A 23,428-nucleotide genomic window follows, 5' to 3' on the forward strand; every position below is an offset into this window, starting at 1 on the left:
GCCTCGCCCTGCGCTGTGCAGCGGGCGAGGCATCCCTCATCCTCGGGGGGAAGATCAGCCGCGGCCGGTCTTGCCTTGCAGGCGTTCGATGTGTTCGGACGCCTCGGCCTTCGTCAGGTCGGCGGGCACGGTCTCGCCCGCTTCCCGGGCCAGCGTGTCGAGGTAGCTGCGCTGCGCGGCGGTGATCGGCTCGTCGCCCGTGACCCACTCCGACGGGTCCTTCGCGGCGGGGTTGTCGGTCGCCTCGGTCGCGCCGAGCAGGTCGGTGTCGTCGTCGGGCTGCTCAGGAGCGCCGCCCGAAGCGGTGTCGGCCTCGGCGTTCTCGTCGGGCACGCCCTGGGTGTTCTGCTGGTCTCGATCGGTCATGCTCCGAACGTAGGTCGGGGTGTCCTGTCGCGTCCCGGGGTTGACACGTGCCGCACGGCGTCGCGCTGATGATGCCGCGGCGCGGTCACTGCTAGCTTCGCGAGCATGGGACTCGCCAGGTTCTCGCCACCCGCCGGCATCGACGACGTCAGGGGAGATCCGCGGTTCCTCGACGAATGGCATCGGCTCGTGAGCGACCTCATCGCCCCGGCGACGGAGGTGAGCGGCCGAGGGGCGTACGTGAACCCCGCGCTCGAAGACGTCAGGGCTGATCGCGCCCGGGCGATCACGTGGACGGGGCTCTCCCGTCCGCTGCTCATGGAGCATCGCGACGACCGGCGGGCAGCCTATGCCGCAGCCGAGGACCGCGCCGTGCAGATCGAGTACCTCGAGTGGCACGTTCAACGGCAGGGCGGGAAGATCTCGGCGGTCACGTTCACCACCGAGACGCCGGAGTACTGGCGGCTGCTCGCGGAGCGGCATCCCGATGTCGTCCTCCGCCTGTACCGGCGCCTCGTCTCACCCTCGGTGAAGCGCGCGGACCTCTTCCCCGGGGGCGTATACGACCCGAAGAACCGGTGGAACACGACCGACGGCGCCGTCCACTACGTCATGCCGATCAACTCGATGCGCGACCTGCTCGGCGTCTCGCAGGAGCTCGAGCCCTCGCAGCACGCCGACGACGGATTCGACGCGCTGCCCTATTCGCGGGCGACCGGTGCCGATGCGCGGATCAACATGGAGATCTGGGCGATGTCGCGGCACGGGCTCCGCATCGCCTCGGCGGATCCGCCGGGCCTCTACATGATCGGGTGGGACGACTCGGGTTGGACGAGGCCCGACGGCAGCCCCGTGGGCGACTACTGGACGATCGAGCGCGGCAGTCCCGGGGCGGCGCTGCGTGTGACGTACCGCGTTCCGGAGGCTGAAGGGTTCCTCGTCGGCGACCTCTCGATCGGCGGCCGGCGCGTCGAGTTCGGGGCGCAGCTCGCCGAGCACATCACGATGTCGGCGCACGTCGTGGCGGGAGGAGTCCGATGAGCGGGGAAGGGCTCGCCGCGCTGGCGGGCCTCGGGAGCGTCGCGGTCGAGCGGCTGTCGGGCATCACGCTCCCGGCGCCGGCGCCGGCGCCGATCGAGGCGTCGTCGGGCCTTCTGGGTGACGAGGTGCCGGCCCCGGAGTCCGCCACAGATGCGTCGGGTGAGCCCGTCTTCGATGCCGCCGCGACCGCCGACATCCAGGGCAACGTCATCCCGGGGTTCCACAAGGACCATCAGCGGTTCCTCTTCTTCGCCGCCGGCGACCTCGACGGTGCGCGCGAGTGGCTGCGGTGGCTCGCGCCGCGCCTGTCGAGCATGCGGGAGGTGCTCGACTTCCGGCGTGAGTTCCGGCGTGAGCGGCTCGAGTCGGGGAGCGCGACCCCGACCAAGACGGCGACCTGGACGGCCTTCGCCCTGTCGCACGCGGCGGTCCTGAAGCTGGTGGGCGACGATGCGACCGGGTTCGGCGATCAGGCGTTCCGGCAGGGGATGTCTGCACGCTCGACGTATCTCGGCGATCCGTCCGATCCCGCAGCACCCGGGCACCGAGACGGCTGGCGCGTGGGCGGGGAGGCCTCTGAGCCGGACTTCCTCGTGATCGTCGCCGCCGACACGTCCGGCGACCTCGAGGCCGCGGCATCCGAGATCCTGTCGGAGGCCCATCGCCGGAGCGTGACGCTCGCGTTCGACCAGCTCGGCGAGAACCTGCCCGGCGCCCTCTCGGGGCACGAGCACTTCGGCTTCAAGGACGGCATCTCGCAGCCGGGCATCCGCGGTGCCACCGCGGACGGGGAGCGGCTCAGCCCTCGCTACCTCGATCCGCGCAATCCGCACGCGCGGATCTTCGGCAAGCCGGGCCAGCCTCTCGTGTGGCCGGGACAGTTCGTGGCGGGCTGGCCGCGGCAGAGCCCCGCCGATCCCCTCGTCCCCGACGACGGGGCGGGAGCGTTCCCCGACTGGGCTCGCAACGGCTCGTACCTCGTCTTCCGCCGGCTGACGCAGGACGTCCCGGCGTTCTGGGACTTCGCCGCTCGGGCCGCCGAGGCGCACGGAACCGACCCGGTGCGCTTCGCCTCGCTCATGGTGGGGCGGTGGCCGAGCGGCGCGCCGATCTCGCGCGCTCCCGAGGAGGACGACGTCGCCCTCGCCGGTGACGAGTTCGCGCACAACCACTTCCAGTTCGACGACGACACGAGACAGTGGATGCCGGCCCCCGAGCTCGCCGAGGCGGGCTATGCGGGCGACACCCACCCCCGGGCGCGCGCCGATCTCTTCGGAGACATGTGCCCGGTCGGGTCGCACATCCGCAAGGTCAATCCGCGCGACAGCGGCACCGACTTCGGGGCGCCGGCCGACACCTTCCTGCGGCTCATGCTGCGCCGCGGCATCCCCTTCGGTCCGCCGCTCGCGGGGGTGTCGGATCCGTCGCCCGAGCTCGTCGCGACCGAGCGCGGACTGCTGTTCGCCGCCTACATGACCTCGATCGAGGACCAGTTCGAGTTCGTCGTGCGGCGCTGGGCGAACTCGCCCGTGCAGCCCAACGTCGGCGGGCACGACCCGATCATCGGGCAGGCCGACGTGCACGGCGATCGCACGCGGCACATCGATCTGCCCACGCCGTCGAATGGGACGCGCAGCGTCGCGCTCGAGCGGGAGTTCGTCACGCCGACGGGCGGCGGCTACTTCTTCGCCCCAGGCATCTCCGCGGTGACCGAGGTGCTCGCCGCGGCGCGCTCAGGCGGCCTCGGCGGCCCGTGAGCCGCGAACGCCCACCCAGACGATCGCGCCCGCGAAGACGGCGACCGTGACGATGTGGACGGCGGGAACCGCGAGCCCCACCAGGCTGCAGACGAGGGCGAGCGCGAAGCACACGGCCGCCGGGAGGATGCACGCCGCATGACCCGTACGCCAGGCCGCCTCGTTGCGCATCAATGCGGGGAAGCGGACGCCGAAGAGGTGGTTGAGAGGCAGCGTCCCCCGGCTCGCCGCGATGCACGCGATGAGGAGCACGAGCAGCAGCGCGGTGAAGACCCAGGTCAGGATGCCGAAGACCGCCAAGATTCCCTCCGTCTCCGCGCGCCGGTCCCGGACCACCAGCTCACCCAGCGCACCGCCGCTCAGTTTCTTGCGGATTATTCGCCGTACGTCAAGCCACCCGACCGGAATTCTCGGCTGACATACGGTTGACGTGCCGTCCGCACCCCGAGCGCACGGCGAGGAGAACCATGTCAGCGTCCCTACCGGAGGCCGCGGAAGTGCTCGACGGTCGCTACCGCCTCGAAGACTGCGTCGGCGAGGGCGGCATGGCGTGCGTCTTCCGTGCGGAAGACCTCGTCCTCGGCCGCACGGTCGCCGTCAAGCTCATGCGCCCCGGCCTCGAGGGCGGTTCCTCCGCGACCGCCCGGAGCGAGATGGCCGTGCTCGCGTCGCTCAACCATCCGTCGCTCGTGACGCTGCTCGACGGGAGCCTTGCTCCGGATCGCCAGCCGTACCTCGTCATGGAGTACGTCGACGGTCCGACGCTCAGCAACCGCCTGGCGGGGGGAGCCCTCACGCCCGGCGAGGTGGGCGAGATCGCCGTCGAACTCGCCGAGGCGCTGCACGTCGTGCACGCCGCCGGCGTCGTCCACCGCGACGTCAAGCCGTCCAACGTGCTGCTGTGCCCACCCGAGTTCACGGGCGGCCGTCTTCACTCCAAGCTCGCCGACTTCGGCATCGCCTACCTCGTCGGGGACTCCGACGCGACGGCTCCGAACGAAGTAATCGGCACCGCCGCGTACCTCGCACCCGAGCAGCTGCGCGGCGCCGCGCCGGCTCCGCCGGCTGACATTTATGCGCTCGGGCTCGTGCTGCTCGAAGCGCTGACCGGGACGCGGCCCCACCCTCACGCGGGTGGCATCGCCGCGGCCATCGCGCGACTGAGCGCGCCGCTCGAGATCCCCGAGACCGTCGACGCGGACTGGCGGCAGCTGCTTGGACGGATGCTGCAGACCGAGCCCGCGATGCGGCCGTCGGCGCTCGACGTCGCGCAGGCGGCGAAGGCCCTGTGCCTGCGGATGCGCGGGCGCACCGCCCCCGGCGGGGACGCGGCGATAGCTTCCCTGTTCGGACTCGATGCCGCCGATGCGGTCGCCGGGGACTCCGCTGCCGCGGGCGAGGTCGACCCGCCGACGCGGCCGCTCCCGATCTCGGCGCTCGTGGCCGCGAGAGCGGGGTCGCACGTCGCTCGGCCGTCGACCGTGGCCCGGCGGAGGCGCGCGATGATCGCGGGCGGCCTCGCGGCCGCCGCGGTGACGATCGTCGGCGTCTTCGGCGTCGGCGCCATGACGACCGCAGAGACGCGGGAGGATCCGCCCGCTCGTGCGGTCGTCGAGCAGGAGCCGCCGCCCGTCGTCGCCGAAGACCAGGTGGACGCGCCGCCGGCGGATGCCGTCGACTCCGCGCCGGCCGGCGGGCCGGTCGATTCCGGAAGCGCCGTCGTCGAGCCCGCCGGTGCGGTCGAGCCCGCCGGTGCGGTCGATCCCGCTCCGACCGCGCCCACCGCCGGGCAGCAGGACAGCGCGGCCCACGATCAGCACGTGCAGGAGGCGCGGGACCGCGGAGCGCAGGGGAAGGGCCAGGGCGAACCCGGCTCGGGCAAGCGGAAGTGAATCCGCCTCGCTGACCTCGGGATCGTCTGCGGGAGAGCTCAGACCAGCAGCTGGTGGCGGGCGAGGTCGCGGTACAGCGGCGTCGTCTCGACGAGCTCCGAGTGGGTGCCCTGACCCACGACCCGGCCGTGGTCCATCACGACGATGTGGTCGCTGTCGACCACGGTCGAGAGCCGGTGCGCGATGACGACGAGCGTGCGGCCCGTCGCGACGGCGTCGATCGCGTCGCGCATGCGCTGCTCGTTGAGCCCGTCGAGCGACGACGTGGACTCGTCGAGCAGCAGGATCGGAGGGGCCGCGAGCAGGGCGCGCGCGATCGCGAGGCGCTGACGCTCGCCGCCCGAGAGCATGACCCCCGACTCACCGACCGGGGCTCCGATTCCGAGGGACGAGCGCTCGAGCACCTCGCCCAGGTTCACGGCCCGCAGCACACGCTCGCAGTCGTCGTCGGATGCCTCGGGTGAGGCGAGCCGGAGGTTCTCGGCGATCGTCCCGGCGAGCGTCGGCGCATCCTGCTCGACGTACCCGAGCTGGCCGCGGAGCGCGTCGCGGTCGAGCGTGCGGACGTCCTGGCCGTCGAGCAGCACGGCGCCCGACGTCGGGTCGTAGAACCGCTCGATGAGCGCGAGGGTCGTGCTCTTGCCCGCGCCCGACGGGCCGACGAGTGCGACGCGGGCGCCGCGCGGCACGGCGAACGAGACTCCGCGCAGCACCTCGCCGGCGGCATCCACCTCCTCCGGAACGGGGCCGGACTCGCCCTCGGCGAGGCGGCGCAGGTCGTCGGCGACGGACTTGTCCACATGGGCGTCCTCGAGGGCCGCGAGGGCCGCGTCCTCCGCCTTGCGGCGTGCGGCGACGACGGCCTCGGGGTAGCGGAACCGCACGTCGCGGAACTCGATCGCGGGAGCGGGTGCCGCGGGGCCGCGCTCCCGCTCGGAAACGAGGAGATGAGCGGAATCGAGGGCCAGATCCGCGCTCTCACTCCTCGTTTCCGTCCATCTCCTCGAATCCGCGCCGGCGAGGGAGGCCGCGATCGCGGCATCCCCCTGCGTCTCGGTGGGCAGGTCGAGGATCTCCTGGATGCGTCCCAGGGCGCCGAGCGCCTGGTTCACGGACGTGAAGGCGCCGAAGAAGGTGCCGAGCGGGGCCACCAGCATGAAGAGGAACATGACGAACGTCACGAGGGCGGCGACCGTGATGGCGCCCGCCGCGACGCGCAGACCGCCGACGCCCAGCACGACAAGGAGCGACAGCTGCAGCGCGATCCCAGCGACCGGCACGATCAGCGCCGACACCTTGGCGATTCGCACGCCCTGGTCGTAGGTGTCTTCGGCAAGCTCGCCCAGTGCGCGCTCCTCGCGATCGCTCGCGCCCGACGCCCGCACGGTGCGGATCGACCCGACGGCGCGCTCGACTCCCGAGGCGAGTTCGCCGACCTTCTCCTGCTGGTCGCGCGTCGCCTTGCGGATGCGGCCGCTGAGGAGGCCGACCGTCACGATCGAGGCGCCGATCACGAGGACGATGAGGCCGAGCAGCACGGGGTCGATGATGGCCATCGCGACGAGGGCGCCGAGGAAGATGAGGCCGTTGCCGACGGCATCCGCGAGCCCCTGCGTGAGCACGGCGTACAGGAGGGTCGTGTCGGTGCCGACACGCGAGACGAGGTCGCCGGTGCGGCGCGCGTCGAACTCGCCGATCGGAAGGTGCAGGATGCGGCCGATGAGCTTGCGGCGCGACGAGTAGACGACCGCCGTGCCGGTGCGCTGCAGCAGGTAGTGCTGGTAGCCCGAGATGAGGGATGCCACGACGACGAGTGCGACGATGGCCCAGACGAGATAGCCCAGCGCCTCGCCGGCCTCGACGCGTCCGATGACCGCGCCCACGAGCAGCGGCTGCGCGAGCGTCGCGACCGCGCCCACGATGCTCAGCAGCGCGACGACGACGAGGACGCGCTTGTGCTCCAGCAGGAACGGCAGCAGCTGCTTGAGGCTCGCGCGCGGGCCGTCCTTCGGGGCGCGCCTGCCGCGGCGGGGTGAGACGGAAGTGGACATGCGGGTTCCCCGTTCTGCGTGCTTCGGGAGAGGGGCGAGAGCCCTACCTACGACCGTACTTCTTGTGCACGGCCTGCTTGCTCACGCCGAGGGCGTCGGCGATCGCTAGCCAGGAGAAGCCCTGCGTGCGGGCGCGCCGCACCTGCTCGGCCTCGGCGCGCGCGAGGTCGGCGTGCAGAGCGCGCAATCGGCGCAGCTCGGGGAGGGGGTCGCCGCCCTCAGCCGCGCCGATCGCGGTGCGGATGTCGTCGCTCATGGTCGTCAACTCTAGTTGACGATCCGGGATGCCGTCAACTCACGTTGACGGCCGGTGGCGGGTCAGTGCGCCATCGCCGCCAGTGCATCGGGGTCGATCGTCGCGATCGACCGCGTGTCCTGGAAGGCTCGCACCCCCTCGATGCCCTGCTCGCGTCCAATGCCGGACTGCTTCATCCCGCCGAACGGCGCGCGCAGGTCGAGCCGCGTCGCACCGTGGTCGTTGACCCAGACGTAGCCGCAGACGAGCTGCGAGCCGACGCGCTGCGCCGCCTCGGACGACGCGGTCCACACCGAGCCGCAGAGTCCGCCCCACGTGTCGTTCGCGAGCCGGACGGCCTCCTCCTCGGTGTCGAAGGGCAGGATCGGGATCACGGGGCCGAACTGCTCCTGCGTCACGACCCGCAGCGACGGGTCGGCGTCGACGACGATCGCGGGACGCAGGAAGTTGCCGCCCGCGAGGTCGCCCCCGGGGAGCTCCCCGTACTCGCGCACGTCGGCGCCGGCATCCTTCGCCTCCTGCACGATCTCCTCGACGAACGCCTTCTGGGCCGACGAGTGCAGCGGACCCATCGTCGTGCCCTCGTCGAGCCCGTAGCCGATGGTCGCCTGCTCGAGTCGTGACGCGAGGCCCGCGACGACCTCGTCGACGCGGGAGCGGTGCACGAACACGCGCTTCGCGTTCATGCAGATCTGACCGGTCGTGTCGAAGATCGCGGCATACAGGCGGTCGAGGTGCGTGTCGTCGAGAACGGCGTCCTCGAGGAACACCGCCGCATCGTTGCCGCCGAGTTCGAGCGTCACGCGGGTGAGCGTCTTGGACGCCGTCTCCATGATGCGCTTGCCGCCGTTGACGCTGCCGGTGAAGCAGACCTTGTCGACATCGGCGATGAGCCCCGCCATGTTCTCGTCCTTGCCCGTGACGATGTTGAGTACGCCCGGCGGAAGCTTCTCGGCGACGCGCTGGACGACGCGGGTCGTCGCGAGCGGCGCCGAGGGCGGCGGCTTCACGATCGCGGTGTTGCCCGCGAGCAGGGCGTGCGGGAGCGAGGCGCCCAGGATCGCGATCGGCCAGTTGAACGGCACGATGACCGTCACGACGCCGAGCGGCTGATAGGAGACCTCGGTGGAGACCGGGATCGCTCCGGGCACGACGGGAAGCGTGTGACCGCGATCCACCTCGTCCGCGAGCATGAGGGCGAGGTTCCAGCGGATCTCGAAGACGAGGGCATCGACCCACGCCTCCATGCGGATCTTGCCGTTCTCCTGCGAGAGGATCGCGGCGTCCGCGTCGCGGTCGTCGGCGATGCCGGCGATCGCCTCGGCCATCTTCGCGGCGCGCTCCTGCGCCGTGAGGGCCGCCCAGGCGGGGAACGCCGACCGGGCTGCGGCGACCGCGTCGGCGACGTCGTCGGGGGTCGCCGCCGCCGCGTGGCCCACGACCACGCCGGGCTTGCCCGGGTCGGGGATCTCGAGGGTATCGGGCGTCTCGCGCACCTCGCCGCCGATGTACAGCCCCGTCGTGACCGGGGCATCCGTCACTGTGTTCGACAACTCGTCCACCTCTCTGTGTCCTCCGACGCGTCGAGCGCGCGTCGGCGCCGTGGGGTCCGCGACGAGGGGGATCGACCGCCGCGCTCATCGCCGAACGCACGGTTACAGGGTGCCTCGGGCGCGGCATCCTGGCAAGATTGCCGACAAGATTTCGCGCACTTTCGTATGCAATGCGCAGGCGGCCGTTAGCCTGGTGCCGGGCGGCCCGCCCGCCCTGCCGATCGAAGGGACCTGGGGATGACCGACATCGCCGTCGTCGAGGACGCGGAAGCCGTCGCCACGCGCGCCGACCTCACCCAGCAGATCCGCGAGGCCATCCTCGGCGCGGAGTTCGCGCCGCACCAGCGGCTCATCGAGGCCGACCTGAGCGAACGCTACGACGCCTCGCGCGCCGCCGTCCGCACGGCGCTGCTCAACCTCGCGAACGAGGGTCTCGTCGAGCGCGTGCCCAACCGCGGCGCGCGCGTCCGAGCGATCAGCGTCGACGAGGCCGTCGAGATCGTCGAGGTGCGCATCGGCCTCGAGACCCTGTGCGCGCGCAAGGCTGCGGAGAACGTGACGGATGCCGATGCCCGCGAGCTGCGGCGCCTCCGGGACGAGATCGGGTCGGCCGTGGCATCCGGCAATCTCGTCGAGTACTCCCGGCTCAATCAGGAGCTCGACCGCCGCATCCGCGAGCTCAGCCGCCACAGGACGGCCACCCAGCTTCTCGAGCGGCTGCGCGCACAGTCGGCGCGGCACCAGTTCCGCCTCGCGTTCCACCCCGGGCGCGCAGCCCAGTCGGCCCCCGAGCACATCGCCATCATCGACGCGATCCTCGCGAAGGACCCCGATGCCGCCGAGGCGGCGACCCGCGCGCACCTGAGCGGGATCGTCGAAGTGCTGCACAGCCTCGACTGAATCGCCGCGGGCGCTGCACTTTCCTGCGACAGCGCTGTCGCCCGACGCCGCGCTCGCAGGAAACTGCAGCGGGCGCTGCACAGCGTCGACTGGATCGCCGCGGGCGCTGCACATTCCTGCGACTGCGCTGTCGCCCGACGCCGCGCTCGCAGGAAACTGCAGCGGGCGCGGGCAACCCGGCCGGCGAGCGGTCGCAGCCGGAGCAGGCGCGACGCCCGCGACGACAAGGGGCGGCCGGCTCCCGCCGACCCCCGTCTGACGGACGGGCGGCCGGCTCGCGCCGACCGCCCCTCGTCAGACCGCGGTCACTCCCAGCTCGTCGCCGGGGCGTAGCCCTTGCCGTTGTACTTCTGCACCTGCACCGTCGAGACGGCGGGCTGGCCGTCCTCGGTCGTGTCCACGCTCGAGCCGTCGAGCATGAGGGGCGCGACGTAGTCCTTGATGGAACGCAGCTGCGTCATGAAGTCGTCGCGCGTCGGCTCGGTCATCTTCTGGAAGACCTGGTCGAGCGTCGCGCCCACCTGGTACGACCAGACGCAGTGCGGGAACGCCGGGGTGTCCGGGTAGTCCGCGTACTGCTTGAGATCGGAGAGGAACGTCTTGCCCGCGTCGCTGTCGGCGAACGTCGGCGCCGCGGCCGACTGCGCGAATGCGACGGTGTAGACGCCGGGGAAGGCCGAGGCGCCGCCGGGCTCGAGGATGGCGCTCGGGCTCGACGTGTTCGACGGGAGGAACCAGCTGGGCTTCCAGCCGAGCTCCTGCGTCTTCTGCAGCGACGAGATGACGAGCGGCGTGATCGACATGGCGTTGAAGAAGACGTCCGCGCCCGATCCGGCGAGCTCCGTCAGCTGCGCGTCGACCGACGTGTCGGTCGCCTCGTAGGTGAGCTCCTTGACGACCTCGATGTTCTTCGCGCCCTCGATGCCCTTCTTGAAGCCTTCGACGTAGCCCTGCCCGTAGTCGTCGTTCTGCGACAGGATCGCGACCTTGTGGTCACCGCTCGACGAGGCGAGGAGCTTGCCGAACGCCTCACCTTCGTTCTGGTAGATCGGCACGAAGCCGAGCTGCCAGGGGCTCTCCTTCTGGTCCGAGAAGATCGGGTCGCCCGTCATGATGAGGGCCTGGGGCACCTTGTCGGCGATCGCGGCCTCACGCCAGGCGCGGTTCGTCGGGGTGCCGAGGCCGGCCGTCATGGCGAAGACGCTGTCCTTCAGCTGCCCGTAGTTGGCGGCGGCCTTCTGCGGGTCGTAGGCGTCGTCGAGGGCCTTGATCTCGACCTTGCGGGTCTTGCCGTCGCCGAACTTCACGCCGCCGTCGGCGTTCTTCGCGCCGAAGTAGGCGGTGATGCCCGCGACGGTGCAGGTGCCCGGGCCGGCTGTCGCGCCCGACAGGGGCGTCGTGATGCCGAGGGTGATCGAGTCGTCGGTGATGCCGGGGCTCGCGGCGGCGGATTCGCCGCCGCTGGCTCCGCCGTTGTCTCCGCCGCGGGTGCATCCGGCGACGAGCAGGGCGACGATGCCCAGGCCCGCGACGACCGACGCGGCCCGCATCCTCATGCGGTGTGCGCTCATGTGTCTTGCCTTCTCTCTTGTGGATCGGTGGGTGGGGGATGAGGTGCGTCCGGCGGACCGGCCATGGCGGGGGTGGATGCCGCGACCCGGGCGCCGTCGTCTCGCCGACGCCGGCGCCTCCGGCGCAGCACGCGGGGGAGCGACACGAGCCCTCCCGGGAGGATGAACAGCACGAGCAGGAGGATCGCGCCCTGCAGGACCGTCGTGAGGCTCGGATCGATCTCGTTGGTGAGCTGCGGCACGAGCACGTAGTACGCGCCGCCCAGGAGCGAGCCGACGATGCTGCCGGCGCCGCCGATGACCATCGACGCGACGAGCGTGATCGAGTGCCCGAAGTTGAGGGTCTCGGGCGACGTGTACTGGATGACGACCATGTACAGGAAGCCGCTGACCCCGCCGAGAAGCGACGCCACGGTGAAGGCGAGCACCTTGTAGCGGTACGGCGAGATGCCCATCGACGAGGCGACGGCCTCGTTGCCCTTCACGATCGCGAAGGCGCGGCCGTACTTGCCCCGCACGAGATTGCGCGTGAGGAGGAAGGAGATGCCGCCGATCAGCAGGACGATGTACAGCTGCCACTGGTCGTTGTAGAGGCCGGTCCACGCGGGCGCGTCGGTGAAGCGCGCGGACAGGCCCTGGGATCCGCCCGTGAAGTCCGACAGGCGCTTGGCGAGCGGCACGCCGACGATCGGCAGGGCGATCGTGACCATCGCGATGGCCAGCCCGCCGAGGCGCGCGGCCGCGAGGGCGACGAGCAGGCCGACGACGGCGGGGATGAGGCACGTCAGGGCGAAGACGAGCACGATGTTCCAGCCCTGCTCGACGCCGTAGGCCGTCACGTACGCGCCGAGGCCCACGAAGAAGATCTGCCCCAGGGACACCTGGCCCGTGTAGCCCATCACGACGTTGAGGCCGAGCACCGCGACGGCGAAGACGCCGATGCGGGCGATCGTGAGGTTGGCGAACTCGGGGAGGAGGAGGGGCAGGACGACGATCGCGATCACGACGAGCGCGGCAGCGGCCCAGCGCACCCAGGGCCGGCGGAAGAAGGTCGAGGTGGCGGACATCAGACGCGCACCACCGTCTTTCGGCCGAACAGCCCTTGGGGGCGGATGATCAGCACGACGAAGATCATGATGAAGGGCACCGCGATCTTGAGGTCGTGGCCGATGAACGGCACATAGACGGCGGCGAGGTTCTCGAGCACGCCGATGAGCCATGCCGCGATGACGACTCCGATGGGGCTCGTCAGCCCGCCGATGATGACGGCGGCGAGGGCGTAGACGAGTGCGCCGTCCATCATGTTCGGCGTGAGCGTCAGCTGCGGCGCGACGAGCGCTCCCGCGACGGCGCCCAGCCCTGCCGCGAGGCCCCAGCCCACCATGAGCAGGCGCCCGACGGGCATGCCCGAGAAGGCGGCCGACTGCGGGTTGATCGCGACGGCGCGCAGCGCCAGGCCGAGCTTCGTGCCGAGGAACAGCACCTGCAGCAGCACCATGATCGCGACGATCACGAGGATCGTGCCGAGCGAGCGGATGCTGATGACGGCGCCCGCGATCGTGATCGTGTCGAGCGGGAACAGCGACGGGAAGAGCCTGTTGTTGTACGTCCAGATCCACGCGCACACGCCCGTCACGAGCGTGAGGAGCCCGATCGTCACGACGACGGCCGTGTCGGGGTCGCCGCCCTCGAACTTGCGGATGAGAAGCCGCTCGACGAGCGCGCCGATCACGAACGAGACGGCGATCGAGATCAGGATCGCGAGGATGAGCGGCACGCTCCAGGCGGTCAGCTGCCACGCGATGTAAGCCGACAGCACCGCCATGCCGCCCTGCGCGAAGTTGATGAGCCCCGTCGCCTGATTGACGAGCACGATCGCGAGAGCCAGGGCTGCGTAGATCGAGCCCGTCGAGAGGCCGTCGATGACGAGCTGGATGAAGGTCCCCACGCGTCAGCCCCCCAGGTAGGCGCGACGGATCTCGTCCATGCCCTTGAGCTCGGCGGAGGTTCCCTCAAGGACGTTGCGGCCGGTCTCGAGCACCGTCGCAGTGTCCACCAGCGTGAACGCGAGGTTGGCGTTCTGCTCGACGACAACCATGGCGATGCCCGACTCGATCCGCAGGCGCCGGATCGCCTCGTACACGGCCTTCGCCGTCGAGGGGGCGAGACCGAGGGATGCCTCGTCGAGCAGCAGCAGGCGCGGCTTCGACATGATCGCGCGGCCCACCGCGAGCATCTGCTGCTCGCCGCCCGAGAGTGCGGAGGCGTTCGAGCGGATGCGGTCCTGCAGCTGGGGGAAGAGGTCGAGGCAGTAGTCGATGTCGGACTGGACCCCCTTGCGGTCCTTGCGCTTGTAGGCGCCGACGCGGAGGTTCTCCCGCACGGTGAGCTCGCCGAGCGTGCCACGGCCTTCGGGGACGTGCGCGATGCCGAGGCCGGCGACCTGATCCGGCCGGAGGCCCCGGATGTCCCTGCCGTCGAACACGATGGAGCCGCCCGCCCGCACGGTGCCGCTGATGGCCCGCAGCGTCGTCGTCTTCCCCGCGCCGTTCGCACCCAGGATGCCGACCGCGCCGCCGTCCGGCACGCTGAGCGACACGCCCTCGAGCACCTGCACCGGCCCGTAGAAGGCGGTGACGTCGGTGAGCTCAAGCAGCGTCATCCGCGGCATCCTTCCCGATGTAGGCCTCGATGACGCGCGCGTCGGACTGCGCCTCGGCGGCGCTCCCCTCCATGAGCGTGCGTCCGTGGTCGAGCACGACGACCCGGTCGGTGAGCGCCGCGATGAGGCCCATGTGGTGCTCGACGATGACGACCGTGATGTCGTCGTCGGCGCGGAGGCGCCGCACCGTTGCGATGAGCTGCTCGACCTCGGCGTGGGGCAGTCCTGCGGCGGGCTCGTCGAGCAGCAGCAGCCGAGGCTGCATGAGAAGCGCGCGACAGAGCTCGATGCCCTTGTGCAGGCCGTGCGAGAGCTCGTCGGCGGTGAGGTTCGCCGCCCAGCCGAGGCCGTGGCGCTCGAGGAGGGCGAGGGCCTCGTCGCGCAGCGCACGCTCGGACCGGCTCGTGCGGGGCAGCCGCAGCGACCATTCGCCCGGCCCGCCCGGCAGGCGCGTATGCGCGCCGAGGAGCACGTTCTCGAGGACTGTCGCGTGCAGCTGGAGCGCGGGATGCTGGAAGGTGCGCGCCAGGCCGTGCTTCGCGAGCGTCGCGGGCCGGGCCCCGCGCACTTCGGCGTCGTCGATCCGGATCGAGCCGGCGCTCGGCCGGTAGTGCCCGCTGATGCAGTTGAAGAGCGACGTCTTGCCGGCTCCGTTGGGGCCGACGAGCCCGAAGATCTGGCCCGGCGCGACGGTGAACGAGACGTCCTGCAGCACCTTGATGCCACCGAACTGCAGACTCACGTCCTGCAGGGTCAGCTGAGCGGCCATCGCTCACCTCTCGCATCGTCGCGTCGTCCGGGCTCGGGCACAAGGGCCGGTCGGGCCGGTCGTCCCATGTCGGGACGCTACGGATTCGCGATCAGATTGTCAACGATTTTGGCGCGATTACGGATGACGTAGCCGAATCGTGACCGCGGGATGCGTGAATCACCGCCAGGCTGCCGCGCTCGTCCCCGGGGCGCGGCATCCCTTCCGTTGAACGGAAGCCGTCTCGTCGCCTGCCCGGCAGCTTCGTAGCCTGGGCCGCACCCGACAGGAAAGGTCGATGATGACATCCGAATCTCTCGCTCAGGCGATCGCGCGCGCGGGCAGCCCGGTGGAGCTGCTGCGCAACCAGAACTGGCCGGCCTTCACGTTCCCGGTCGCGCCGGAGTTCACCAACTGGCGCGACGAGCAGCGGGCATGGAACACCTCGGTCGCCCTGATGGACCAGTCGCACCACATGACGCAGCTGTTCCTCGACGGCGCCGACCTGATCCCGCTCCTCGAGTCGATCTCGCCCAACACGTTCGCCACCTTCCGGCCGGGCGTCGCGAAGCAGCTCATCTCGGTGAATCGGGACGGCTACCTCGTCGGCGACGGCATCCTGTTCTACAACTCCGAGGGGCCCGAGGGTCTCGTGCTCATCGGGCACCACATCCTCATCGACTGGGTGCGCTTCAACGCCGAGAAGGCCGCCGCGGCGGGCAAGGACGTGCGCCACCGCCTCGAGGCGAACTCGCACATGCGCCAGGGGCCGCCCACGTTCTACCGGTACGAGCTGCAGGGGCCGAAGGCCGACGTCGTGATGGAGAAGGTCTTCGGCGGGCCGGTGCCCGAGATCAGGTTCTTCCACATCGGCGACGTCACGATCGCGGGACGACCGGTCAAGGCGCTGCGCCACGGCATGGCCGGCCAGCCCGGATTCGAGTTCTACGGCCCGTGGGACGACAACGAGGTCGTGCTCGACGCGCTCCTCGAAGCCGGCGCCGAGCACGGCATCCGTCGCGTCGGGGCGAAGGCCTACTCGTCGTCCCCGCTCGAGTCCGGGTGGGTGCCGACGCCGTTCCCCGCCGTCTTCGACGACGACTTCGCCGAGTACCGCGAGTGGCTGCCCGCCGCCCGCATCGGCTCGGTGGGCGGGTCGCTGTACTCGGCCGACGTCCACGACTTCTACATGACGCCGTACGACATCGGCCTCGGGAAGTCGGTGCGCTTCGACCACGACTTCCACGGCCGCGCCGCGCTCGAGAAGCACGCCGAGAACCAGACGCGCCGCAAGGTCACGCTCATCTGGAACGCCGACGATGTCGCCGCGGTCGTCCGCTCCCAGCTCGAGCCCGGCACGCCGGCGAAGTACCTCGACTTCCCCAAAGCCCGCTACGGGCTCTACCAGATGGACGAGGTGCTCCGGGACGGCGCACGCGTCGGCATCTCGACGGACGCCGGCTACGTCGCGTACGACCAGCTCTACATGTCGCTCGCGACGCTCGACACCGGCATCCCCGACGGTGCGGAGATCGAGGTCGTGTGGGGTGAGAACCCCATCTCGAAGAAGGACGGAGTGGATGCCGATCACCGCCAGGTGCGCATCCGCGCGACCGTCGCTCCCGCGCCGTACCACGACTACGCGCGGACGGTCTATCGCGCGAACGCGTAGCCGCAGCCGCTTCCGCTGAGCGGAAGCGCGATCTACCATGGCGCGGTCGAAGGGGATCGGGAATGGCGCGCGGCTCGGACGGCGAATCAGTCCTGCACAAGCATCTCCGGGTGCTGCAGGCCTTCGACGCGCTACGGCCGTTCCTCACCCTCACCGAGATCGCCGACGCGGCGGCGCTGCCGCTGTCATCGACGCACCGCCTCGTCGCGGAGCTCGAGCGCGAAGGACTGCTCGAGCGCATGCCCGACCGCACGTACCGGCTCGGCGTGCGGCTGTGGGAGTTCGCGTCGCGCACCCCCGGCGCGCTGGGGCTGCGAGAGCTTGCGCGCCCCTGGCTCGAGGCGGTGCACGCGCGCGTGCGGCAGCACACGCAGCTCGGCGTGCTGAGCGGGCGCGACGTGCTGTTCATCGAGCGGATGTCGACCCGGGATGCCGTGCTCAACCTCACCCTGATCGGCGGGCGGACGCCCCTGGCGGTCAGCTCGAGCGGGCTCGTCCTGCTCGCCCACGCGTCGGCCGGGCTCGTCGACGACGTCATCGCGGCCGGATGGCCGGCGTACACGGCCGAGACGATCCCCCCGGGCGCGCTCCGCGACAGGCTGCGGCATGTGCGCGCCGACGGGTTCGCCGTCACGGACGGACAGATCCACCCCGAGTCGCGCGGGATCGCCGTGCCCGTGCTCGGCCCGCACGGAGCCGTCTACGCAGCGATCGGGGTCGTCGTCGCGAACGACGGCACGTCGCCGCAGCCCGCGATCGAGCTCCTGACGGTCGCGGCGGCCGGCATCACGCGGGCGCTCGAAGAGGCGTACCTGCCCCACGACGGCACGCGCGACACCGCGCACGGCCTGCGCGCGCTCGTGAGCACGTCGCAGCGCTCGCTCAACTACTTCGCGTCGCTCGAGGGCGAGGCGCCGGTCGGAAGCGGTCTAGGGTGAGCACTCGATGACGACGATCGCGATCCTCGGTCTCGGCGAGGCCGGGCGCCTCTACGCCCGCGGACTCGGCGACGAGGGCGCCGTCGTGCGCGGGTTCGACCCGCACCACGTGCTCGGCGATCCCGCGATCCTCCAGGTCTCGACGCTCGGCGAGGCGCTCGCGGGGGCCGACGTCGTCCTCAGCCTCGTCGGCGGCGCGGCCGCGGCATCCCTCGCCCGTGAAGCCCTTCCGCTCGTGCCGAGGGCCGCCGTCTACGCCGACCTCAACACGGGGTCGCCGGAGCTCAAGCAGGGCGTGGCCGCGATCGCCGCGGATGCGGGCGTGCCCATGGCCGACGTCGCAGTGCTCGCGCCCGTGTACCGGGCGGCCCATCACACCGAGCTGCTCGCGAGCGGGCCCGGTGCGCCGGTGCTCGCGGAGCGCCTCGCGCCGTTCGGCGTGCCCATCGCCGTCGTCGAGGGCGGCGCGGGGGAGGCGGCCCGGCTGCGGCTGCTGCGCAGCGTCGTCATGAAGGGACTCGCGGCGCTCGTCCTCGAAGGCCTCGGTGCGGCGCGGGCCGCAGGCGCCGAGGAGTGGCTGCACGACCAGATCGCGGCGGAGTTCGGCCCCGACGGCGCTGCGCTCGTCGACCGGCTCGTCGAGGGCACGCTTCGGCACGCCGTCCGGCGCGAGCACGAGGTGCGCGATGCGCTCGCCGCCCTCGAGGCGACGGGCGAGCCGTCCGACATGACGCGCGCGGCACTCGTCTGGTTCGAGCGGATCGTCGCGTCGCAGCACGAGTGACGGGATGCCACGGCATCCCGTCACCTTCCCTCAGGCCGTGCCGGAGGACCGCCAGCCGCCGTGGTACTCGAGGCGCGCCGTCTCGGCGTAGGGCACCGGGCTGACGACCGCGCGCACCGCGATCTGCTCGTGCGGCTCGACGGTGGTCTTGCGGGAGCCGCCGTCGGGCTCGCCCCACACGACCCGCACCTCGGTGCCGATCTCGATGTCGCGGTCGACGGTCGCGAGCGAGAGACCGCGCCTCTCGTTCGCCGTGACGCCCGTGAAGAGCGAGAGCCCGACGGTGGTGCCGTCCGCGTCGATCACCGCGTCGTAGTTGGACGAGCCGTAGTTGGCGTTCGGCAGATCGAAGAACTGGTAGCCGGGGCCTTCGCGGTCGAGCACGCTCGTGAGGATGCGTCCGAGGTCGTGGTCGTCCCACGCGAGCGTGACCTTCTTGCGCTGGGACTCGGGGTCGATCTTCTCCAGCGCGTCGCGGCCGATGAAGTCGTGGTCGAACTTGACGAACGAGCCGTAGCCGAGCTCCCAGGGGGTGAGGTAGTAGTCCTCGATGTCATCCGACACGAACGAGCCCGCGAGGGCGTTGATCGCCTCGTAGCTCGACGGCGGCAGCCATTCGCGGTACGCGCGCTCGCCCTCGCTCGAGTAGATCGCGGGAAGGGGCGAGGGGATCCAGCCCGACTCGAGCGTGTTCGACGAGTACGCCCGCGACCCGCACGGCTCGATGCCGAACTCGCGGCCGGCCTCGAGGATCGCGTCGCGGATGAGCCCGTGGTCGTCGTACGGCCCCCACAGCTCGAGACCCGGCGCGCCCGCCATGCCGTGCCGGAGCGTCCGCACCTGTCGCCCCGCCACCTCGAGGTGGCCCATGTGGAAGAACTTCACCTGCTCGACGGGCCCGCCCGCGAGCTTCTCGATGATGGGCCACGCGTTCGGGCCCTGGATCTGGAAGCGGTAGTACTCCCGGTGCACGGCCTGGCCGTAGGGACGCGAAGGCGAGCGGTCGTCGTAGCGGAACTCGACGTCGTAGCCGCCGGTCTCCGCGTGGAACTGAAGCCAGTTCGCCGCGGGTGCGCGGCCGACGTAGACGAAGTCGTTCTCGGCCTCGTGGAACAGGATGCCGTCGCCGATGACGCCCCCGTTCGACGCCGTCGGCACGAACTGCTTCGCCGTGTCGACGGGGAAGTTCGCGAAGCTGTTGATCCCCGTCTCGCGCAGGAGCCGGAGGGCGTCGGGACCCGAGACGAAGAAGTTGACCATGTGGTGCGTCTGGTCGTACAGCACGGCGGTCTCGCGCCAGGCTTTCTGCTCGCGACGCCAGTTGGTGAACTCGGCCGGCACGACGGGGTAGATGTAGGTCCCGAGCTGCGAGTTGCGCAGCAGCTCGACCGGCCCCCCGCTCTCGTCCAGCAGCTCCTGCAGATTGCGCGCCATGACGGCCTCGACTTCCTTGTCTTCGCGGGTGATCGATCGGGATCTCGCGGAGGGGATTTCCCTCCGCCTGAAGGTAAACCGAACGCCAAAATTGTAGACAAAATCTTGACCAATGTGTAGCGGTGTGCTTCGCTGAGCCTGCCGGGATCGCCGCCGATCGCGGTCGCCCGCCCGCCTGGGCGCGGCGTCGAATGTGAGGGAGCGCCATGGCCGACACCAGCCCCGCGATGCTCGTGGTCAGCGCCCACGCGGGGGATTTCGTGTGGCGTGCGGGCGGGGCGATCGCGGCGGCGGCGCTGCGCGGTGAGCGAGCCGTCGTGGTGTGCCTCTCCTACGGCGAGCGGGGCGAGTCGGCCAGCCAGTGGCTGCAGGGCAAGTCGCTCGAGGAGATCAAGGCCATCCGCCGAGGCGAGGCCGAGGCTGCGGCATCCGCGCTCGGCGCAGAGGTGGAGTTCCTCGACCTGGGCGACTACCCCCTGATCGAGTCGCCCGAGGCGGTCGCGACGCTGGTCGACGTGTTCCGGCGCGTGCAGCCGACGGTTGTGCTGACGCATCCCCTGTCCGATCCGTACAACGGCGACCATCCCGCCGCCGGGCGGATGGCGCTGCAGGCGCGGGTGCTCGCGCAGGCGATCGGGGTCGCAAACGCCGACGGGTCCTATCCCTCGCCGGACGAGATCATCGGCGCGCCGCCCGTCTTCTTCTTCGAGCCGCACCAGTCGGAGCAGTCCGACTTCAAGCCCACCGTGCTGCTCGACATCACCGCCGCGTTCGAGCGCAAGCGCGCCGCGATGGAATGCCTGCCCGCGCAGAAGCACATGTGGTCGTACTACACCGACCTCGCGATCCGCCGGGGCGTGCAGGTCAAGCGCAACGCCGGCCCGAACCTCGGCCTCCCGCACGAGACCATGGGCGAGGCCTACGTGCGCTACTACCCGCAGGTCACGGACGTGCTCGCATGAACTGGGCCCCCGATCGGGTGGGGGCGACCGGATGAGGCCTCCCGTCATCGTCACCGACATCGCGCGCGCGGATGCCGCGACGATCGACGCGCTCGCCGTGCACGGCGTCGCGACCGTGCACGAGGCGCTCGGACGCACGGGACTCGTCGGCCCGGGCATCCGTCCCATCCAAGACGGCGCGCGGATCGCCGGGTCGGCCGTGACGGTGCTGTCCGCGCCCGGCGACAACCTCATGATCCACGCGGCGATCGAGCAGTGCCGCGCGGGAGACGTGCTGGTCGTCGCGACGACCTCGGCCTCGAGCGACGGGGCCTTCGGCGACCTCTTCGCGACCGCCCTCACCGCCCGCGGCGTGCGCGGACTCGTCACGACGACGGGGGTCAGGGATATCGCCGACCTCCGAGCGATGGGATTCCCCGTCTGGTCGAGCGCCGTCCACGCGCAGGGAACGGTCAAGGCGACGGCCGGGTCGGTCAACGTGCCCGTGACGGTCGCGGGAGCGACGGTGCGGCCGGGAGACGTCGTCATCGCCGACGACGACGGCGTGGTCGTCGTGCCCCGGCTCGAGGCGGGCGCCGTCCTGGCCGCGGCTGATGCGCGCGTCGCGAAGGAGACCGGCGACCGGGAGGCCTACGGCTCGGGCGCTCAGCTCAGCCTGGACCGCAAGAATCTCCGGGGCCTGCTCGCCGAGCTCGGCGTGACGTACATGACGCAGGCGGAATACGACGATGGCGAGCGCTGAGGCCGACCTCGATGCGGCGGTGCGCGACGGCATCCGCTGCATGCTCCTGCGGGGCGGCACGTCGAAGGGTGCCTACTTCCTGGCCGACGACCTCCCCGCCGATCCCGCCCTTCGCGACGACCTCCTGCTGCGCATCATGGGCAGCCCCGACCCGGCGCAGATCGACGGCATCGGCGGTGCGCATCCGCTCACGAGCAAGGTCGCGATCGTGTCGCCGTCGGCGGCGCCGGAGTTCGACGTCGACTACCTCTTCCTTCAGGTCGTCGTCGACGAGCCGGTCGTGAGCGACGCCCAGACGTGCGGCAACCTCCTCGCCGGCGTCGGACCGTTCGCCGTCGAGCGCGGACTCCTCCCGGCGGGCGGCGACGAGACGCGCGTGCGCATCAGACTCCTCAACACGGGGGATGCCGCGACCGCCGTCTTCCCGACCCCCGGAGGCCGCCCCGACTACGCGGGCGACGAGGCGATCGACGGCGTCCCCGGCACCGCCGCGCGCATCGCCCTCGAGCTGTCCCCCGGCGACCGGCCGCTGCTGCCGACCGGTCACGTCGTCGACGAGGTCGCGGGCCACGAGGCGACGCTGATCGACAACGGGATGCCGGTGGTGCTCCTGCGCGCCGCCGAGTTCGGCGTCGCCGGCGACGAGAGTCCCGCCGAGCTCGAGGCGCGAGACGACCTGCGCGCTGCGGTCGAGGAGGTGCGGCTCGCCGCCGGACCACGCATGGGGCTGGGCGACGTCGCGAGTGCGACCGTGCCCAAGATGTTCCTCCTCTCGGCGCCGCGCGACGGCGGTGCGGTCTCGACGCGCGCCTTCATCCCGGCCCGCGTGCACACCTCGGTGGGGGTGCTCATGGCGGCATCCGTCGCGGCGGGCATCAGCATCCCGGGCGCCGTGGGCTCCGACCTCGCGCGGGTGCCGGCATCCGGTCCCGTGCTCATCGAGCATCCGTCGGGCTCCTTCCCGGCCCTCGTGCACGTCGGGCAGGACGACGACGGCGTCTGGCGGGGCACGTCGACCTCGATCCGCACCGCCCGCAAGCTCTTCGACGGCACCGTCTTCCCGCGCCCCGCCGCCTCCTCGAAAGGGTCCGTCCATGACTGATTCGACCGTGTTCGACATCGCGCATCTCGGCAATGTCGAGCTGCTGACGCCCGAGTTCGAGGGGAGCCTCTGGTTCTTCCGCGACCTGCTCGCGATGCGGGTCGTCGCCGAGCAGGGCGGCTCGGTGTTCCTGCGGACGTGGGACGAGTACGAGCTCTACACGATCAAGCTGACACGGTCGGATGTCGCGGGGGTGGGCCGCACGTCGTTCCGCGCTTCGTCGCAGGACGCGCTCGAGCGGCGGGTCGCCGCGATCGAGGCGACGGGACTGGGGGAGGGCTGGGTCGACGGCGAGGTCGGCACCGGGCCGACCTACGCGTTCCGCGACCCCGACGGGCATGCGATGGCGCTGTACTACGAGACGGAGCGCTACGTCGCCGGCGGCGAGGACCGTCCGGCCCTGAAGAACCAGGCGTCCGCGTTCCCCGGCCGCGGGGTCAACGCGCGTCGGCTCGACCACATCAACTACCTCGCGAAGGACGTCGAGGCGAACGGCGAGTTCCTCGCGACGGCGCTCGGGATGCGGGAGTCGGAGCGGATCCGCCTCGACTCCGGGAAGTACGCCGCGTGGTGGTTCCACTTCTCACTGAAGTCGTACGACGTCGTCTACTCCGACGACTGGACGAAGCACGGCAACCGCCTGCACCACGTCGCCTTCGCGCCCGACACGCGTGAGGACATCCTGAAGGCGGCCGACATCTTCCTGGAGAACGGCATCCATATCGAGTCCGGCCCGCACAAGCACGCCATCAACCAGACGTTCTTCCTCTACGTGTGGGAGCCCGGCGGCAACCGCATCGAGTTCGCCAACGCCGGAGCCCGCCTCCTGCTCGACCCCGACCAGCCGGTCGTGGAGTGGTCCGAGGCGGAGCGCCGCAAGGGTCAGGCGTGGGGCATGAAGACGATCGAGACCTTCCACACCCACGGCACGCCCGTGGTGTGACCCTCCTCTGTTCGTCCATAGCCCGTGCTCTCGCCGAGAGCACCCGCTATGACC

22 protein-coding genes are annotated in these 23,428 nt (G+C 71.1%); 11 read left to right on the plus strand and 11 right to left on the minus strand.

Features of this window, described 5'->3' with window-relative positions; genetic code table 11:
- Positions 1–54: 54 nt before the first annotated feature.
- On the minus strand, positions 55–366 hold the full coding sequence (locus tag AAIB33_RS01360; RefSeq protein ID WP_345801779.1) for a DUF3072 domain-containing protein: 312 nt from the start codon (positions 364–366) through the stop codon (positions 55–57).
- 105 nt (positions 367–471) lie between these two features.
- Between AAIB33_RS01360 and AAIB33_RS01365 the strand changes: the two genes are divergently transcribed.
- Positions 472–1,407, plus strand: coding sequence for a hypothetical protein (locus AAIB33_RS01365; RefSeq protein ID WP_345801780.1), 936 nt, complete (start codon positions 472–474; stop codon positions 1,405–1,407).
- Positions 1,404–3,164: a Dyp-type peroxidase gene (locus AAIB33_RS01370; RefSeq protein WP_345801781.1), complete on the plus strand. Its 1,761-nt coding sequence runs from the start codon at positions 1,404–1,406 to the stop codon at positions 3,162–3,164. Before AAIB33_RS01365 ends, AAIB33_RS01370 begins: the two co-directional genes overlap by 4 nt.
- On the opposite strand, the gene AAIB33_RS01375 is transcribed toward AAIB33_RS01370, so the two are convergent.
- Complete coding sequence (locus AAIB33_RS01375; RefSeq protein WP_345801782.1) at positions 3,141–3,464, minus strand: SdpI family protein; 324 nt, start codon at positions 3,462–3,464, stop codon at positions 3,141–3,143. The two genes, AAIB33_RS01370 and AAIB33_RS01375, sit on opposite strands and share 24 nt — an antisense overlap.
- A gap of 167 nt (positions 3,465–3,631) precedes the next feature.
- Between AAIB33_RS01375 and AAIB33_RS01380 the strand changes: the two genes are divergently transcribed.
- The gene (locus AAIB33_RS01380) at positions 3,632–5,056 is read left to right on the plus strand and encodes a protein kinase (RefSeq protein ID WP_345801783.1); all 1,425 of its coding nucleotides are present in this window, start codon (positions 3,632–3,634) and stop codon (positions 5,054–5,056) included.
- Positions 5,057–5,094: 38 nt separating this feature from the next.
- On the opposite strand, the gene AAIB33_RS01385 is transcribed toward AAIB33_RS01380, so the two are convergent.
- The 3 genes from AAIB33_RS01385 to AAIB33_RS01395 all read right to left on the minus strand — a co-directional run bounded on the left by AAIB33_RS01385 (position 5,095) and on the right by AAIB33_RS01395 (position 8,916).
- The gene (locus tag AAIB33_RS01385; protein ID WP_345801784.1) at positions 5,095–7,107 is read right to left on the minus strand and encodes an ABC transporter ATP-binding protein; all 2,013 of its coding nucleotides are present in this window, start codon (positions 7,105–7,107) and stop codon (positions 5,095–5,097) included.
- Positions 7,108–7,150: 43 nt separating this feature from the next.
- Positions 7,151–7,363, minus strand: a complete 213-nt coding sequence (locus AAIB33_RS01390; RefSeq protein WP_345801785.1) for an AsnC family protein — start codon at positions 7,361–7,363, stop codon at positions 7,151–7,153.
- Positions 7,364–7,425: 62 nt separating this feature from the next.
- On the minus strand, positions 7,426–8,916 hold the full coding sequence (locus AAIB33_RS01395) for an aldehyde dehydrogenase family protein (protein ID WP_345801786.1): 1,491 nt from the start codon (positions 8,914–8,916) through the stop codon (positions 7,426–7,428).
- A 237-nt stretch (positions 8,917–9,153) separates the two neighbouring features.
- Between AAIB33_RS01395 and AAIB33_RS01400 the strand changes: the two genes are divergently transcribed.
- Entirely contained in the window at positions 9,154–9,816 is a 663-nt protein-coding gene (locus AAIB33_RS01400) for a GntR family transcriptional regulator (RefSeq protein ID WP_345801787.1), read from the plus strand.
- A gap of 305 nt (positions 9,817–10,121) precedes the next feature.
- Here AAIB33_RS01400 and AAIB33_RS01405 read toward each other — a convergent pair whose 3' ends face one another.
- Genes AAIB33_RS01405 through AAIB33_RS01425 form a run of 5 tightly spaced genes read right to left on the minus strand, consistent with a single transcriptional unit; the run spans position 10,122 to position 14,818 of the window.
- The gene (locus tag AAIB33_RS01405; protein WP_345801788.1) at positions 10,122–11,387 is read right to left on the minus strand and encodes an ABC transporter substrate-binding protein; all 1,266 of its coding nucleotides are present in this window, start codon (positions 11,385–11,387) and stop codon (positions 10,122–10,124) included.
- On the minus strand, positions 11,384–12,454 hold the full coding sequence (locus AAIB33_RS01410; RefSeq protein WP_345801789.1) for a branched-chain amino acid ABC transporter permease: 1,071 nt from the start codon (positions 12,452–12,454) through the stop codon (positions 11,384–11,386). The genes AAIB33_RS01405 and AAIB33_RS01410 overlap by 4 nt, the downstream gene beginning before the upstream one ends.
- Complete coding sequence (locus AAIB33_RS01415) at positions 12,454–13,335, minus strand: branched-chain amino acid ABC transporter permease (protein ID WP_345801790.1); 882 nt, start codon at positions 13,333–13,335, stop codon at positions 12,454–12,456. Before AAIB33_RS01415 ends, AAIB33_RS01410 begins: the two co-directional genes overlap by 1 nt.
- 3 nt (positions 13,336–13,338) lie before the next feature.
- Positions 13,339–14,049, minus strand: a complete 711-nt coding sequence (locus tag AAIB33_RS01420) for an ABC transporter ATP-binding protein (RefSeq protein ID WP_345801791.1) — start codon at positions 14,047–14,049, stop codon at positions 13,339–13,341.
- Entirely contained in the window at positions 14,036–14,818 is a 783-nt protein-coding gene (locus AAIB33_RS01425) for an ABC transporter ATP-binding protein (RefSeq protein ID WP_345801792.1), read from the minus strand. Before AAIB33_RS01425 ends, AAIB33_RS01420 begins: the two co-directional genes overlap by 14 nt.
- 277 nt (positions 14,819–15,095) lie before the next feature.
- Here AAIB33_RS01425 and AAIB33_RS01430 point away from each other — a divergent pair, with 277 nt between their 5' ends.
- From AAIB33_RS01430 to AAIB33_RS01440, 3 genes are all read left to right on the plus strand, one after another.
- Positions 15,096–16,469, plus strand: coding sequence for an aminomethyl transferase family protein (locus AAIB33_RS01430; protein WP_345801793.1), 1,374 nt, complete (start codon positions 15,096–15,098; stop codon positions 16,467–16,469).
- Positions 16,470–16,531: 62 nt separating this feature from the next.
- Positions 16,532–17,407, plus strand: coding sequence for an IclR family transcriptional regulator (locus tag AAIB33_RS01435; RefSeq protein WP_345801794.1), 876 nt, complete (start codon positions 16,532–16,534; stop codon positions 17,405–17,407).
- A gap of 7 nt (positions 17,408–17,414) precedes the next feature.
- Positions 17,415–18,191, plus strand: a complete 777-nt coding sequence (locus AAIB33_RS01440) for a DUF1932 domain-containing protein (RefSeq protein ID WP_345801795.1) — start codon at positions 17,415–17,417, stop codon at positions 18,189–18,191.
- Between the two features lie 30 nt (positions 18,192–18,221).
- On the opposite strand, the gene AAIB33_RS01445 is transcribed toward AAIB33_RS01440, so the two are convergent.
- Positions 18,222–19,625, minus strand: a complete 1,404-nt coding sequence (locus tag AAIB33_RS01445; protein ID WP_345801796.1) for an aminomethyl transferase family protein — start codon at positions 19,623–19,625, stop codon at positions 18,222–18,224.
- A gap of 206 nt (positions 19,626–19,831) precedes the next feature.
- Between AAIB33_RS01445 and AAIB33_RS01450 the strand changes: the two genes are divergently transcribed.
- Genes AAIB33_RS01450 through AAIB33_RS01465 form a run of 4 tightly spaced genes read left to right on the plus strand, consistent with a single transcriptional unit; the run spans position 19,832 to position 23,374 of the window.
- The gene (locus tag AAIB33_RS01450; protein WP_345801797.1) at positions 19,832–20,587 is read left to right on the plus strand and encodes a PIG-L deacetylase family protein; all 756 of its coding nucleotides are present in this window, start codon (positions 19,832–19,834) and stop codon (positions 20,585–20,587) included.
- A gap of 31 nt (positions 20,588–20,618) precedes the next feature.
- Positions 20,619–21,329, plus strand: a complete 711-nt coding sequence (locus tag AAIB33_RS01455) for a 4-carboxy-4-hydroxy-2-oxoadipate aldolase/oxaloacetate decarboxylase (RefSeq protein ID WP_345801798.1) — start codon at positions 20,619–20,621, stop codon at positions 21,327–21,329.
- Positions 21,316–22,431, plus strand: a complete 1,116-nt coding sequence (locus tag AAIB33_RS01460) for a 4-oxalomesaconate tautomerase (RefSeq protein ID WP_345801799.1) — start codon at positions 21,316–21,318, stop codon at positions 22,429–22,431. The genes AAIB33_RS01455 and AAIB33_RS01460 overlap by 14 nt, the downstream gene beginning before the upstream one ends.
- A complete protein-coding gene (locus tag AAIB33_RS01465) occupies positions 22,424–23,374 on the plus strand; it encodes a VOC family protein (RefSeq protein ID WP_345801800.1) in 951 nt (316 codons plus the stop codon). Before AAIB33_RS01460 ends, AAIB33_RS01465 begins: the two co-directional genes overlap by 8 nt.
- Positions 23,375–23,428 lie beyond the last annotated feature (54 nt).

It is taken from the genome of Microbacterium sp. AZCO (genome assembly GCF_039614715.1).
GTDB lineage: Bacteria > Actinomycetota > Actinomycetes > Actinomycetales > Microbacteriaceae > Microbacterium.

What these genes read in the sequence shown, in the direction of transcription:
- AAIB33_RS01360 (WP_345801779.1), bottom strand. Translation starts at nt 366, where the DNA reads ATGACCGATCGAGACCAGCAGAACACCCAGGGCGTGCCCGACGAGAAC.
- AAIB33_RS01365 (WP_345801780.1), top strand. Translation starts at nt 472, where the DNA reads ATGGGACTCGCCAGGTTCTCGCCACCCGCCGGCATCGACGACGTCAGG.
- AAIB33_RS01370 (WP_345801781.1), top strand. Translation starts at nt 1,404, where the DNA reads ATGAGCGGGGAAGGGCTCGCCGCGCTGGCGGGCCTCGGGAGCGTCGCG.
- AAIB33_RS01380 (WP_345801783.1), top strand. Translation starts at nt 3,632, where the DNA reads ATGTCAGCGTCCCTACCGGAGGCCGCGGAAGTGCTCGACGGTCGCTAC.
- AAIB33_RS01385 (WP_345801784.1), bottom strand. Translation starts at nt 7,107, where the DNA reads ATGTCCACTTCCGTCTCACCCCGCCGCGGCAGGCGCGCCCCGAAGGAC.
- AAIB33_RS01390 (WP_345801785.1), bottom strand. Translation starts at nt 7,363, where the DNA reads ATGAGCGACGACATCCGCACCGCGATCGGCGCGGCTGAGGGCGGCGAC.
- AAIB33_RS01400 (WP_345801787.1), top strand. Translation starts at nt 9,154, where the DNA reads ATGACCGACATCGCCGTCGTCGAGGACGCGGAAGCCGTCGCCACGCGC.
- AAIB33_RS01405 (WP_345801788.1), bottom strand. Translation starts at nt 11,387, where the DNA reads ATGAGCGCACACCGCATGAGGATGCGGGCCGCGTCGGTCGTCGCGGGC.
- AAIB33_RS01410 (WP_345801789.1), bottom strand. Translation starts at nt 12,454, where the DNA reads ATGTCCGCCACCTCGACCTTCTTCCGCCGGCCCTGGGTGCGCTGGGCC.
- AAIB33_RS01420 (WP_345801791.1), bottom strand. Translation starts at nt 14,049, where the DNA reads ATGACGCTGCTTGAGCTCACCGACGTCACCGCCTTCTACGGGCCGGTG.
- AAIB33_RS01425 (WP_345801792.1), bottom strand. Translation starts at nt 14,818, where the DNA reads ATGGCCGCTCAGCTGACCCTGCAGGACGTGAGTCTGCAGTTCGGTGGC.
- AAIB33_RS01430 (WP_345801793.1), top strand. Translation starts at nt 15,096, where the DNA reads ATGATGACATCCGAATCTCTCGCTCAGGCGATCGCGCGCGCGGGCAGC.
- AAIB33_RS01435 (WP_345801794.1), top strand. Translation starts at nt 16,532, where the DNA reads ATGGCGCGCGGCTCGGACGGCGAATCAGTCCTGCACAAGCATCTCCGG.
- AAIB33_RS01440 (WP_345801795.1), top strand. Translation starts at nt 17,415, where the DNA reads ATGACGACGATCGCGATCCTCGGTCTCGGCGAGGCCGGGCGCCTCTAC.
- AAIB33_RS01445 (WP_345801796.1), bottom strand. Translation starts at nt 19,625, where the DNA reads ATGGCGCGCAATCTGCAGGAGCTGCTGGACGAGAGCGGGGGGCCGGTC.
- AAIB33_RS01450 (WP_345801797.1), top strand. Translation starts at nt 19,832, where the DNA reads ATGGCCGACACCAGCCCCGCGATGCTCGTGGTCAGCGCCCACGCGGGG.
- AAIB33_RS01455 (WP_345801798.1), top strand. Translation starts at nt 20,619, where the DNA reads ATGAGGCCTCCCGTCATCGTCACCGACATCGCGCGCGCGGATGCCGCG.
- AAIB33_RS01460 (WP_345801799.1), top strand. Translation starts at nt 21,316, where the DNA reads ATGGCGAGCGCTGAGGCCGACCTCGATGCGGCGGTGCGCGACGGCATC.
- AAIB33_RS01465 (WP_345801800.1), top strand. Translation starts at nt 22,424, where the DNA reads ATGACTGATTCGACCGTGTTCGACATCGCGCATCTCGGCAATGTCGAG.